This is a genomic window from Clostridium sartagoforme (assembly GCF_004794105.1).
Taxonomy (GTDB): Bacteria; Bacillota; Clostridia; order Clostridiales; family Clostridiaceae; genus Clostridium; species Clostridium sartagoforme_B.
This window is the reverse complement of the sequence record NZ_SRYR01000001.1, coordinates 172,754-186,038: the sequence shown is the minus strand read 5'-3', so window position 1 is coordinate 186,038 and position 13,285 is coordinate 172,754. Positions and strand designations below refer to the sequence as shown.

Annotated in this window: 11 protein-coding genes and 1 other annotated feature; of the genes, 6 read left to right on the top strand and 5 right to left on the bottom strand. The window is 27.6% G+C overall.

Annotated elements, in window-relative coordinates; genetic code table 11:
* The first annotated feature begins 58 nt into the window (after nt 1–58).
* Nucleotides 59–928, top strand: a complete 870-nt coding sequence (locus E5347_RS00765; RefSeq protein WP_136003590.1) for a ComEC/Rec2 family competence protein — start codon at nt 59–61, stop codon at nt 926–928.
* A 76-nt stretch (nt 929–1,004) separates the two neighbouring features.
* On the opposite strand, the gene E5347_RS00760 is transcribed toward E5347_RS00765, so the two are convergent.
* On the bottom strand, nt 1,005–1,730 hold the full coding sequence (locus E5347_RS00760; protein WP_207670444.1) for a ribonuclease H-like domain-containing protein: 726 nt from the start codon (nt 1,728–1,730) through the stop codon (nt 1,005–1,007).
* A 386-nt stretch (nt 1,731–2,116) separates the two neighbouring features.
* Between E5347_RS00760 and E5347_RS00755 the strand changes: the two genes are divergently transcribed.
* The 4 genes from E5347_RS00755 (at nt 2,117) to E5347_RS00740 (ending at nt 5,687) form a co-directional block, all read left to right on the top strand.
* Nucleotides 2,117–2,338 carry a FeoA family protein gene (locus tag E5347_RS00755; protein WP_136003588.1) on the top strand — a complete coding sequence of 74 codons (222 nt, stop codon included), beginning with the start codon at nt 2,117–2,119 and terminating at the stop codon, nt 2,336–2,338.
* Nucleotides 2,339–2,349: 11 nt separating this feature from the next.
* The gene (gene feoB / locus E5347_RS00750) at nt 2,350–4,110 is read left to right on the top strand and encodes a ferrous iron transport protein B (protein ID WP_136003586.1); all 1,761 of its coding nucleotides are present in this window, start codon (nt 2,350–2,352) and stop codon (nt 4,108–4,110) included.
* 16 nt (nt 4,111–4,126) lie between these two features.
* On the top strand, nt 4,127–4,276 hold the full coding sequence (locus E5347_RS00745) for a FeoB-associated Cys-rich membrane protein (RefSeq protein WP_136003584.1): 150 nt from the start codon (nt 4,127–4,129) through the stop codon (nt 4,274–4,276).
* Nucleotides 4,277–4,937: 661 nt separating this feature from the next.
* Complete coding sequence (locus tag E5347_RS00740) at nt 4,938–5,687, top strand: acyl-[acyl-carrier-protein] thioesterase (RefSeq protein ID WP_136003581.1); 750 nt, start codon at nt 4,938–4,940, stop codon at nt 5,685–5,687.
* Between the two features lie 85 nt (nt 5,688–5,772).
* Here the strand turns inward: E5347_RS00740 and E5347_RS00735 are convergent, their stop codons facing one another.
* On the bottom strand, nt 5,773–6,822 hold the full coding sequence (locus E5347_RS00735) for an AI-2E family transporter (protein ID WP_341472505.1): 1,050 nt from the start codon (nt 6,820–6,822) through the stop codon (nt 5,773–5,775).
* Nucleotides 6,823–7,032: 210 nt separating this feature from the next.
* Nucleotides 7,033–8,724: an arginine--tRNA ligase gene (gene argS / locus E5347_RS00730; protein ID WP_136003577.1), complete on the bottom strand. Its 1,692-nt coding sequence runs from the start codon at nt 8,722–8,724 to the stop codon at nt 7,033–7,035.
* Nucleotides 8,725–8,774: 50 nt separating this feature from the next.
* Nucleotides 8,775–8,978, bottom strand: a binding site (T-box leader).
* A 343-nt stretch (nt 8,979–9,321) separates the two neighbouring features.
* On the opposite strand from argS, the gene E5347_RS00725 reads away from it, so the two are divergent.
* Nucleotides 9,322–10,830 carry a Ppx/GppA phosphatase family protein gene (locus tag E5347_RS00725; protein WP_136003575.1) on the top strand — a complete coding sequence of 503 codons (1,509 nt, stop codon included), beginning with the start codon at nt 9,322–9,324 and terminating at the stop codon, nt 10,828–10,830.
* Nucleotides 10,831–11,005: 175 nt separating this feature from the next.
* On the opposite strand, the gene E5347_RS00720 is transcribed toward E5347_RS00725, so the two are convergent.
* Together E5347_RS00720 and E5347_RS00715 are read right to left on the bottom strand one after the other, a co-directional pair.
* Entirely contained in the window at nt 11,006–11,653 is a 648-nt protein-coding gene (locus E5347_RS00720; RefSeq protein ID WP_136003573.1) for a site-2 protease family protein, read from the bottom strand.
* Nucleotides 11,654–11,763: 110 nt separating this feature from the next.
* The gene (locus E5347_RS00715) at nt 11,764–13,188 is read right to left on the bottom strand and encodes an LCP family protein (RefSeq protein ID WP_136003570.1); all 1,425 of its coding nucleotides are present in this window, start codon (nt 13,186–13,188) and stop codon (nt 11,764–11,766) included.
* Nucleotides 13,189–13,285 lie beyond the last annotated feature (97 nt).

Sequence of the window (13,285 nt, the reverse complement as noted above, 5' to 3'; positions counted from 1 at the left end):
TACCACTATTACCCATATTTTATAAGGAGAGTAAGCATAAAAGCTTATTTTGTACTATATGTATATAAAAAAAAGATATATTAAAAATCTTCAATTTTCTCTTATAGCAATTCTTATTATTGCTAATTTCATATTAATAAAGAACATAATTAATTCTAATAATATAATAAATCCAAATGATATTAATGTTAGTTTTATAGATGTAGGGCAAGGGGACTCTATATTAATTCAAGTGAATAATAAAGTGATGTTAATTGATTCTGGGCCTAAATCAGAAAAAGAAAAACTTGTTAAATATTTAGATACTTTAAATTTGCAGACAATAGATTATGTTATAGCTACCCATCCTCATGAAGATCATATAGGAAACATGGCTTATATAATAAACAAATATAAAGTGGAGGCATTTTATGCTCCAAAAGCTAGCAGTAATACCTCTGCTTTTGAAAATATGGTCGAAAGTCTATCTAGAAAAAACTTAAAGATAAATATCTTAAAGGCTGGTGTTAGTTCAATTAATCTAGGTAATAACACCAAAGTTGAAGTTTTAGCCCCTAATTTAACTAACTATGAAAATTTAAATAATTATTCTTCTATAATTAAAGTTACCTATGGTAAAATTTCTTTTCTATTTACAGGTGATGCTGAAAGTGATTTAGAGGAGGAAGTAATCAACAACTCCTATAACTTAAAGAGTGACATCCTAAAAGTTGGACATCACGGCTCTTCCACATCTACTTCAAAAGAATTTTTAAATAAAATTGATCCTAGTATAGCAATTATTTCTGTTGGTGAAGATAATACTTATGGTCATCCTACTAAAGAAACCTTAAGTACTCTATCAGATATTAAAGTTTATAGAACTGATATTAACGGAACTATAGTAATTTCTTCTAATGGTGAATCTATTGATACTTCTTTTAAATGATAGATGCTCCTAATGGTTTAGGAGCATCTATCATTTAAGAATATCTTCTTAAATTAATAATATTTTCTTATACTTATTAATTACTTACTACATTATCTATTTCTTCAACTTCATTTATAGAGGATTCCTCTTCTAACTCTTCATTTTCGTCGATTTCTTCTTCTTTCTTTAAATAAGCATTCCATAACATATAAATATTATATAAGTTAGTTACATCTTGCTCATTATATACAAGTATAGTTTCTATTTTTTCCTTTGGCATTCTTAAAATATAATCTTTATCCATTAGTATTTTACTAAAAGTCTTTGCTAAGTTTGAACCACTTATTACTTCTCCTTCTCTAAAAATACTAAAATCTTTTTCTAAATTTTTAAGACCAATGGAGTGCCCCATTTCTTTTTCATATTCTCTTTGAATATCTATATCTTCAAATTCCCTTGAAAAGTTAAACTCAATGCCATACTTTTTAAATAAATAATTAATTACTGTATAATCGTTATTTCCTGAGAAGGTGACAATGGCTTTCTTCCCCTTTTTTTTCATTTTTATAAAGTACCTTTTAGCTAAATCTAAAATCTGAATAACTTCTCTTTTGTTTTCGATCATATATTGTGTTACATACAATTTGTTTTTTTCAAAAATACAAGCCCCAAACACACCTATACATTTTGGCTTCTTATACACGTAGTGTTCTAAGTCAAAAAATATTAGTTCTTCAGGTGACCTGTTAATACTTGCTGTACTTAGCATGTATTCTTTGTCTTTTATACTCACCTCTATTACATTTTCTCTAATAATCACATTACCACTCTTTCTAAGTTAACCTTATCACCTAAAATTTCAGTTTATTCTTATAACATTATATCACCTTTTATTAAAATATAGAAATAAATATATTTATTATTCCCCCTACTTATATAATATTATGTAATACAAAATATGTTCATAACATATTAACCTTTCAATAAATAATTTACATTTTAAATAATTAATTACTATTAAAGATAAATAGAGGATGTAATAATCATATGGCAAAAATTTTGTATCAACTTTATAATGTATTTCAATTTAAACTTAATTGAGAATTTTTTTCATTTATCGAAAGCTTTTTATTGACTATTTTTTAACATTCTGCTATTATAATATCATAATATTTTGATAATGATTTTCAATTCGAGGTGGAAGATATGAGTTTATGCGATTTAAATTTAGGAGAAAAAGCAATTATAAAAGAAATAGCTGGGGATACAAAATTAGCAAAAAGATTATTAGCGCTAGGCTGTATTGAAGGAACTGAAATTAAGTTAAAGAGAGTAGCTCCTTTAGGTGATCCGTTAATAATAAATCTTAGGGGATTTGACTTAGCTATTAGGAAAAAAGATGCTAGAAATATTGTACTAGCTGTATAGGGGGAATCTAAATGAAAACAATAGCTCTACTCGGTAATCCAAATGTAGGTAAAACAACACTTTTTAATTCATTAACTGGCTCTAATCAAAGGATTGGTAACTGGGCTGGTGTAACAGTTGATAAAAAGGAAGGTTTCTTTAAAGATACTAAAATCGTTGATTTACCTGGTATTTATGCAATGGACACTTTTTCAAACGAAGAAAAAATATCAAAGAAATTTTTAGAAACGGATGAAGTTGATTTAATATTAAATATAATAGATGCTTCTAATATAGATAGAAATCTTTATTTAACAACTCAACTAAAACAATTTAATAAACCTATAATCTTAGCTGTTAATATGATTGATGTTGCCGAAAAAAAAGGTATTAACTTAGATTATAATAAATTATCTACCCTTTTAAATGTTACTGTTATACCAATAATAGCTTCTAAAGAGCAAGGAGTAGACGAAATAAAAAAAGTTATTGAAAATGATAGTTATTTGAATAATCAAAAAGATTCTAAATTAATTTTTAAAGATGAAAAAGATACATACAATTACATTGAAGACTTATTAAATAAATGTAATAAAACTATTGATGAAAATAAGTCAACATTTAAGGACAAGTTAGATAATATTCTACTTAATCCATGGTTAGCCTACCCAATTTTCATTCTAACTATGGCTTTAATGTTTCAAATAACATTTTCATGGATTGGACAGCCTTTATCTGATTTATTAGATGGATACTTAAATGATAGTTTAATTCCTTATATATCTAGCTTATTATCTAATACTGAGCCATGGTTTCAATCACTTATAGTTGATGGAATAATTGCTGGTGTTGGAGGTATTTTAGTACTACTTCCAATTATCCTATCACTTTTTGCTTGTATTTCAATACTGGAAGATAGTGGATATATGGCTAGAGTTGCTTTTATCATGGACAAGCTAATGAGAAAAATGGGTCTATCAGGTAAAGCATTTATCCCAATGATAGTTGGCTTTGGATGTACTGTTCCTGCAATAATGTCTGCAAGAACTCTAGAAAGTGAAAAAGATAGAAAGCTAACAGCTCTACTTGTTCCACTTATGAGTTGTAATGCTAGGCTTCCTGTTTATGCAATCTTTGGAGCAGTATTCTTCCCTGATCATACTGGGCTTGTTGTTGCTATGTTGTATTTATTAGGAGTAATATTAGCCTTCCTATTAGGAATCTTATTTAAGAATACAATATTTAAAAAAGATGAAGAACCTTTTATTATAGAATTACCCGAATATAAGATGCCAGCTTTAAAAAGTGTATTAAAGCAAATATATGAAAAAGCAAAGAGCTTCTTAGTAAAAGCCGGAACTATAATATTTGCTATGAGCGTTATAATTTGGTTCTTATCAAACTTTAATTTCAGTGGTATGGTTGATGTAAATGATAGTATTTTAGCTTCTATAGGTAGTTTTATTGCTCCTATATTTAAGCCTCTTGGATTTGGAAATTGGCAAAGTTCAGTTTCTCTATTAACTGGTTTACTTGCAAAAGAAACAGTAGTAGCTTCAATGGGAGTTATATTTGCTGGGGATCTTACAGCTGTACTTCCTTTATATTTTACAGCCGCTTCTGCTATTTCCTTCTTAGTATTTGTACTTTTATACACTCCTTGTATATCAGTTTTAGGTGCTATGAAGAAAGAATATGGAACTAAATTTACTATTTTCTCAAGTTCGTATCAATTATTACTAGCTTGGATTGTTTCCTTTATAGTATATAATATTGCAAATTTATTAATATAATAAAGAAGGTGTTTTAATGGAAATACTAATAACATTAGGAATTATCACATTAGCCTTATATATAATATATAAATCAGTTAGAAAGTCATCTAAAGGCGGATGTAATTGCAATAGCTGTTCAAGTAACTGCCCAATGTATAAAGATGAAAAATTGAAAATTAAATAAGTAATAGGTTGTTTGTAAGTTAACTTAATATAACTTATCAAGCAACCTTTTTATTTTAGACTATCTTATAACCCAAGCAAATCATAATCTATTATATCTTATAGATTTAATAATTTCCTATTTAAACTAATATACATTGGAACAATTATGTAACTATATGAATATACTAAAGTATACAAAAGAGAAAGGTGGAATTAGTATGTTTTCTGGATGTAATAGATGTTGTTGCAGAAATAGATGCTGCTGCAGAAATAGATGCTGTGGTTTTAACAACTCATTTCTATTTTGGCCATGGTTTTTCATCTAATTAATAATGTTAATATTTATAAGTAGGGAGCTGCAAATCACAGCTCCCTTTATATATATTCTTCTATAATTAACCATTTAAATCTATGATATAATATTTATTATATATAATAAAATATTCTACAACATTAAATTTTAGGTTAAAAGTAGTATATAAATAGCTACCTTCAAGAATATGGTGAAGTATCCTAGGAAATTTGTAATTAATTAATGACTCAAAGATAATAAAAAACATGTGAAATGGATAAGATTAATAAAGTAAGTTTTAAAGAATATACTAAAGTGTTCAATAATTGTAAATTAATCAAACTGCAATAAATATTTATTTGAAAATTATAAAGGGAGTGAGAATGAAATGGGTAGTAAATTCAGTAAAAAATATACTATAAATATATATGATGTTGATTCACATTATAAATGTAAATACTCTTCACTAATGAATTATCTATGGGATGTAGTAGTATCTCAAAGTGACTCATTAGGGGAAACTGATAATGGTCTAGTTAATAATTGTATATGGGTATTATTAAAATATGACTTAGATATTATTGAATATCCTAAGTTTCGTGATACTATAACTGTTGAAACTGACATTGTTGGAGTGAAGAAATTATATGGATATAGAAGTTTTACAATAAAAGATTCAAAAGAAAATACTCTTATATCAGGTCTTTCTACAGCAATTTTAATTGATTTTGAAAAAAGGAAGACAGTAAAAATTTCCCCTGAGCAATATGATGTTTATGGTATTGAAAAAGAGCTAGAGGAAAATATTCCATTGGATGATTTCTTAAATATTGATGAAATTAAATATTCTAAAGATTATCATGTTCGTTATAGCGATGTAGATATTAATAAACATGTTAACAACGTTAAATATATGGATATTGCCATTGACACCTTACCTAGAGATATTATAAATAATTATGAAATTTCAAATATAAAAGTCTTATTTAAGAAAGAAGCTACTGATGGAGTCACTTTAGAAGTTAATAGTGATGTAATATTAGGTAGTGAAAATGAGTTAACAACTCTACATACAATTTTTGATTCTAATCATAATAAACCAATTACAAAGTTAGAATTTAAATGGATGAAATTATAAATTAAAAAACTATTAATGTTGCCATCTTTAATAGCCTCATTAATAGTTTTTCTAATTATATCTTGTTTTAATATAAACTTATATATTAAACTTTCTCTGCATTTTTTATTATTTCTTTATTCTTTATCATTAGTCTTTCATAATATATCTTAATTGTTGCAGCTGTAGGTGAAGCTAAAAGCATTCCTAAGGCTCCAAAGAAGCCTCCTCCAATTAATACTGCTACTATTATAAGTAATGGTCTAACCCCTACCTTGTCACCTATTAACTTAGGATCTAAGTACCAACCATCAAATTGTTGAAGTGCTAATAAAACTAAGAATACTATTAAACCTTTTGATGGAGATACGAATACATTAAATAAGAACCCTACTACTTCTCCTATAAAAGGCCCAAAGTATGGAATCATATTAGTTATACCAACTATTATAGCTAATAGAAATGCATACTCTGATTTAACTATAGTAAGTAAAATCAGTGCCATAAATCCTATAATTGTAGAATCTATTGCCTTTATTCCAATATATGCACCTACCATACTATGATAAATTCTTATTGCTTCTATTACTTTAACTGCTCTTTTTTCTTTCACTACAAGAAATGTAAGCTTCTTGCTTTCTCTTATTATTCTATCTTTATCAATAAGTACGTAAATTGATATAAGTAATCCTATAAACAACTTAACTACTTGGCTAGATATAGTTACTACGTAAGATATAGCACCTTCTAATATGCTCACTGATATTGTACCAATTTTAGATATTAAATCATTTATATTATCCATTATTCCAGTTGAAGTAATGATATCTTGAATTTCCTTATTATTTAATAAACTATTCATCCAAGATTGGCACTCTTTTATATAAGAAGGTATGTTACTTGTTAAGTCTATAAGACTGTTAACCATATTAGGAATAAGGAATATGGCTACAACTACTAAAATAACTATTAAAAGCACATATGAACTTAATATAGCTATACCATCTTTGGTTTTAAATTTTCTCTGTATAAATTTAACTAAAGGATTTAATATATATGCTATTATTAAGCCATAAACTACAGGTAATAATAGAGACCATAATTTACCTATTATATTAAAGAAATAATTATAATTTTCTATTAGTTTATACCCTATTAATGCTATTGAAAGTACTAATAAAACTAATAAAAGTATATCTTTATATTTTAACTTATTAAAAATAATATCTCCCCCTTTTTAATTATTAATATATCATAATTAATAATTTTGACTATATATTATTTGTTAATTTTTTATATATGGCCATTTATTTTTAAAAGAAAATTAAGCTTACAGCTAATGACTTAACTGTAAGCTATTTGGGTATTACATCTTTTCCACTACTTCTATTCCTATTAATGCTAAAGCATTTTCAATTACTTGGCATGTAGCTTTAACTAGGCTTAATCTAGCAGCCTTTAATGATTCATCTTCTAAGTTTAATACTGAGTGAGAGTTATAGAATTTATTAAATAGCTTAGCTACTTCAATAGCATATCTTGTTATTATAGACGGCTCTAACTTTTCAGTTGCTAAGTGTATTTGCTTTGCAAATCCTTCTAATGCTTTAATAAGTTCAAATTCTTCCTTGGTATCTAATTTAGAGTAATCTGCTTCTCCTGAAATCTCTCCAGCTCTAGTTAAGATACTGTTTGCTCTTGCATAAGAATATTGAACATATGGACCTGTTTCACCTTCAAATGAAAGCATTTCCTTCCAATCAAATACTATATCCTTTTCCCTAGAATTCTTTAAATACGTGAATACAATAGCACCTACACCTATTTTCTTAGCTACTTCTTCCTTATTTTCTAAATTAGGATTCTTTTCATTTATTACTTCTAAAGTCTTATCTACAGATTCCTTAATTAAGTCATCTAATAATATAACTTCACCTTTTCTAGTTGAAAGCTTTCTATCAGCAAATTTAACTAAACCAAAGCCTACATGAACGCAATCATTAGCCCACTCATGTCCAGCAAGCTCTAATACTTTAAATACTTGCTTAAAATGTAATGCTTGAGGAGTTCCTACAACATAAATACTCTTATAGAAATCATAAGTTTTCTTTCTATACATAGCTGCTGCTAAATCTCTAGTTGCATAAATAGAAGCCCCATCACCTTTTAAAACTATACAAGGTGGCATATTATATTCATCTAACATTACTACTTGAGCGCCATTACTTTCTACTAAAAGATTTTTTTCTTTTAATTCATTTACTACAACATCCATCTTATCATTGTAGAATGCTTCACCAGCATATGAATCAAACTCTACATTAAATATGTCATATATTCTAGCAAACTCTTTTAAGCTTAAATCTCTAAATCTCTTCCATAAAGCTTCAACTTCTTTATCTCCATCTTCTAAAGCCTTAAAGTAAGCTCTTCCTTCATCTTCTAAAGCAGGATCCTTTTCAGCCTCATCATGGAACTTAACATATATTCTTAGAAGTTCATCTATTGCATTTTCTTCTAAGGCTTCTTCATTTCCCCATCTCTTATATGCAGAAATTAACTTACCAAATTGAGTTCCCCAATCACCTAAGTGATTAATTCCTTCAACCTTGTATCCTTCTTTCTTAAACAGCTTATATAATGAATTACCTATAGCTGTAGTGAATAAATGTCCTACGTGGAAAGGCTTAGCTATATTAGGTGATGAATATTCTACACATATAGTTTTTCCTTCTCCTATATTAGTTGAACCATATTCTTTTCCTTCATTTAATACTTTAGTTATAGTATTTTTAGTAAAACTTCCCTTATCAACAAAAAAGTTAACATATGGTCCTATATTTATTATCTTTTCAAATCCATCATTATCTATTTTATTCTTTAGCTCTTCAGATATCATATTAGGTGCTTTTCTAAAAGCTTTAGCTAATTGGAAACATGGAAATGCATAGTCCCCCATCTCACTCTTTGGTGGTATTTCTATTAACTTTTCTATAGCTTCAACATCCATATCAACATGATTTCTAATGGCTTCAGCAACTTTCTTTTTATAATCCATTTTTATCCTCCTTAAATTTTCATATAAATAAAAAAACGCCTCTTAAATAAATAAGAGACGGACAAATCCGCGGTACCACTCTGATTGCATATATGATGCCACTCAATGCTTTAACGCAGCAAACGAACTATCCTACTTAAATTTCAGTAGCTATCTCCGAGGCTCTTTTCCACATACTTTATCTTATAGGGCTTCCACCATCCCCTACTCGCTTAAAGAATCAAATATAGTACTCTTCTCTTCACAGATATTATCATTATTATTCTATTATAATATCAACATTATACATAAACAGAAGATTTATTGTCAACCTAAAATCAACTCTATTCACTATACTTTGAAAATTAAAATGAAATATAAGTTTAAATATATTTTTAATATCTTATTAAGTTAGCAATCTGTAAAATATTTAAGTTTTGTAATACACACTTAATCTATATAAAACTTTAAGGATGAATTCCTTCAATTAGTACAATCTACTTTAAAACTATTATTCATTTAAAATAACATAAGAGCTCAAAATGTAGATTATTTATTAAAACATATATATAATAGTTTATATCAAAGTTTTTCATAATTTTTACTTAAGGAGTTAATATGGATAGAATTGGGATAGTTGATATAGGGCCAAGCTCCCTTAGACTTATGTTGACCGAGGTTGATGAAAATGGTTATTTCAAAATTATTGACGAGCTAAAAACTTCTATTAGATTAGGACATGATCTAGTAAATGAATATTGTATATCTAATGATAACTTTAAAACTATAATATCTACTTTAAGAGCTTATAAATCATTATGTACAGTTTCAGGTGCTAGTAAAATTTTTGCTGTTGCTACTGAATCCTTAAGGGATGCTAAAAATAAGGATTTATTACTTAACTTAATTAAAGATGAGCTTGATATAGATATAAGAGTATTATCTTGTGAAGAAGAAATAAATTATAATTTTCTTGGAATTAGAAAAAGTATATCTATCACTAATTCACTTATGGTTGAAGTTGCTGGAACTGATACTCATATAGCTTGGATAAAAGGTGATGATATTATAAAAAGTATAACTTTACCTATAGGAAGTGTTAACTTCACTTATCACTTTAATTTACATGATAGAATTATTCCTCAAGATTTAACTACTGCATTAGAATTTATTGACGAATTATTAGATGAAGTTCATTGGCTTAAGGATACTAAATTTGATTCAATTATAGGAATTGCTTCAACTATTAGAAATGTTGGAAAAATAGATAGGGTTAGAAAAAGATATCCTTTTGATATTCCTCATAATTATGAACTTTCCGATTTAGATGTACAAGAAATATTTAATTTATTAAAATGTAAGGACTATAAACAAAGACAAAAGTTAGAAGGTATTGAACCTGAATTAGCTGATATCATTGTTGGTGGTACTGCCATATTTAAAAAAATTGCTAACATTGTTCATTGTAGTAAAATAATAATTTCTGGCAGGGGATTAAGAGAAGGCTTAATGTATGAGTACTTAGAAAAAACTTACACTATTCCTAAAGATATATTAGATTATAGTTTAAACGGAATATTAAACACTTTAAACGGTAATATAAATCATGCTAAAAATGTTTTTAATATTACATTAAACTTATTTGAAGCCTTAAAACCACTTCATAAATTAGGGGATGAATTTTATAATATTATAAAAACATCTACTATGCTGCATGATTCTGGAATAAGTATAAACTATTATAACCATCACAAACATTCCTTTTATATAATTTTAAATTCTTATATAAATGGACTAACTCATAAGGAGCTTTTAATGAGTGCTGCAATAGCTGCATCTCATAGATTTAATAGATATCAAACACCTATTTCACCTTTTTCTTCTATTATAAATCAATTAGATTTTAAAAATGTTAATTATATTGGCGTTTTAGTTAAGATAGCAGAAGGCTTAGATAGAAGTTTAGTAGGTGCTATTAAGGAATTAAAAGTTAGCTATGATGAAGAAGATGTAACTATAGATGTTTCTTCAGATATAGATGTAGACTTTGAAATTCGCCAAGCATTAAGAGCAAGTGAAAAATTCAAAGAAGTATATAATAAAAACTTAGTAATAAAAGCTATTTAATTAATTGAAACTAAATGATTCAAATCAAATAGTAAACAACAGAATAATTAAATGAAAAACTTCTATAAGAGTTTAAATATTAAAAGAGCTACCAAAATAAAAGGTAGCTCTTTTTAACTATATTTTCAATTCTAAATTATAAAAATGATTTTTATAAAGCTAATCTATATTTTAATCAGTTAAAAAATATTCCTACTACTAAGTATGCTATATTAATAAATAATTTATATATTAATCCTGATGGGATACTTAAAATATATTGGGCTAAAAGTACTACTCCTAATAATATAATCATTTGATATTCGTACAACTTTCCAGCATACTTATAAAAATTCTTTGGACTAACAGCTTTAAATATTTCAAATCCTGCAAGACCTGGAATAGGTATAAGATTAAAGATAAATAAATTAATATTTATAGCGCATACTAAATAAAATATCTTAATAAATAAACGAACAATTACAGAAGGAAATATTATATAAGCTGTATTAACCCAAATCACAGAAACAAATGCAAATACAAAAGCTGTAATTAAATTCGCAATTGGTCCCGCTAAAGCAACCTTTATAGAGTCTTTATACCCTCTCTTATAAGCACTTGGATTAGTTTCTACCGGTTTAGTCCATCCAAATCCACATATCAAAATAAGTAAAAATCCAATTGGATCTATATGAGCCGTTGGATTTAGTGACAATCTCCCTTGAAATCTTGGTGTTTTATCACCTAACCTATCTGCAACTAATGCCTTTCCATAACCTTGAACTATAAAAGCAATTAATACTGCAGGTACTGATAATAATGTACTTTCAATAAAATCTAACATAATTCTCCTTTTTATAAACTTTCTAAATTCTAAAAGCTATTAACTAGCTTCTCTGCTTTTTTATTTATTAATTAATGGCTGTCTTTCGACAGCCATTATTATATAACTTTCTATTGTTGAGTTGATGGTGGTGTTTGCTCATTCCCTATATTCGCTGGTGGTGTTTGATTATTCCCTCCATCTGCTGGCGGTTTTTGCTCATTGCCCCCATTCGCTGGTGGTGTTTGCTCATTGCCTCCATCTGCTGGTGGTTTTTGCTCATTGCCTCCATTTGCTGGTGGTTTTTTATCATTTCCTTCTTCTGCCGGTGGTTTTTGCTCACCACTTCCTGTTGTTCCATTAGAGTTATTATTTTCCTTCTTTGGTGGTGTCACTGTTGTATTATCTGAATTTCTATCATCATGCTCTTCTGGTTTTATATTATAAAGGGCATTATATCTTGCTTCTTTATCTTCATATCTAGCCTTAGTATTTGCTAATGATATTAAATCAAACTCATCTGGATTTGGTGTTATGTTGTTAAAGATAAAGTCATGCATAATCTGTGAATGTTGCTCTAAATCTATAAGTAGACACCAACCTTTATCCTTATAATAATAATCTCTAGCAATTAATTCTGCTTGAGGAATTTGCAATTGCTCAAATTCAAGAGTTGGTAGCTTGTATATTGTATACGCTAAGTTTAAAGCTTCAGGAATATCAATATTAGTCTTAACTTCTTTTGCTAATGCATTTGCAATAGATACATATTTTATTGGGTTAACTTCCTTAAGCTTAGTGGCGATTTGAAGTAAGACTTTGCTTTGTCTTTCCCCTCTTTCAAAATTACCATTACCAACATATCTAATTCTTGCATATGATAAAGCTTGTTGACCATTTAAAGTTTGTAATCCTGTTTCAGTTATTGGAGGTGAGTTTACTCCTGTTGCTTCTCCAATATATTTATTAACTTCTTCTATTTCATAATCTTTAATATCTGCTTCAATTCCACCAATTTCGTCTATTATAGCTTCAAATCCCCAGAAATTAACTATAATATACTTATCTAAATGTAAGCCGAAATTATTTTCGATAGTTTCCATTAATAAGGATGCTCCACCTTCAGCACCTCTCATTTTTCCATTTTCATCTTCGTTAATAGATCCATAAGCAAAAGCAGCATTTATCTTATCTTCTCCATACTCAGGAATCTCTACTACAGTATCTCTCATAATTGAGGTTAACTTAACTTTTTTATTGTTATTATCTAGTGTAGCAATTATTATAGAATCTGATCTGGCTGGTTCATCCAATGTTCTACCATCAGTTCCTATTAAAAGCACATTAGTAATTCCATCTACCTCGTCATATGTAACTTCCTTTGTTGGATTAGGTTTACTTTCAACATATATTTGACCTCTTATATAATAATAATATCCACCTACAATTGCCGCTGCTAATAACAGTACCCCCAAAATTGAAAATAATATTATTTTTTTCTTTTTATTTTTTTTCTTTTTCATATTTCGTCTTTTAACGTTATCATTTTCATTCATCTATATTCCTCCCTTTATCTTCCTATTATATAATTAACTTAAACTATTTCATAGCATTATCTATTATATTATACAGAATTAGTTTGTCTTTTTTATT

Coding starts and splice junctions, on each gene's coding strand:
- E5347_RS00725 (WP_136003575.1), top strand. CDS start 9,322: ATGGATAGAATTGGGATAGTTGATATAGGGCCAAGCTCCCTTAGACTT.
- E5347_RS00720 (WP_136003573.1), bottom strand. CDS start 11,653: ATGTTAGATTTTATTGAAAGTACATTATTATCAGTACCTGCAGTATTA.
- E5347_RS00765 (WP_136003590.1), top strand. CDS start 59: ATGTATATAAAAAAAAGATATATTAAAAATCTTCAATTTTCTCTTATA.
- E5347_RS00745 (WP_136003584.1), top strand. CDS start 4,127: ATGGAAATACTAATAACATTAGGAATTATCACATTAGCCTTATATATA.
- argS (WP_136003577.1), bottom strand. CDS start 8,724: ATGGATTATAAAAAGAAAGTTGCTGAAGCCATTAGAAATCATGTTGAT.
- E5347_RS00755 (WP_136003588.1), top strand. CDS start 2,117: ATGAGTTTATGCGATTTAAATTTAGGAGAAAAAGCAATTATAAAAGAA.
- E5347_RS00715 (WP_136003570.1), bottom strand. CDS start 13,188: ATGAATGAAAATGATAACGTTAAAAGACGAAATATGAAAAAGAAAAAA.
- E5347_RS00740 (WP_136003581.1), top strand. CDS start 4,938: ATGGGTAGTAAATTCAGTAAAAAATATACTATAAATATATATGATGTT.
- feoB (WP_136003586.1), top strand. CDS start 2,350: ATGAAAACAATAGCTCTACTCGGTAATCCAAATGTAGGTAAAACAACA.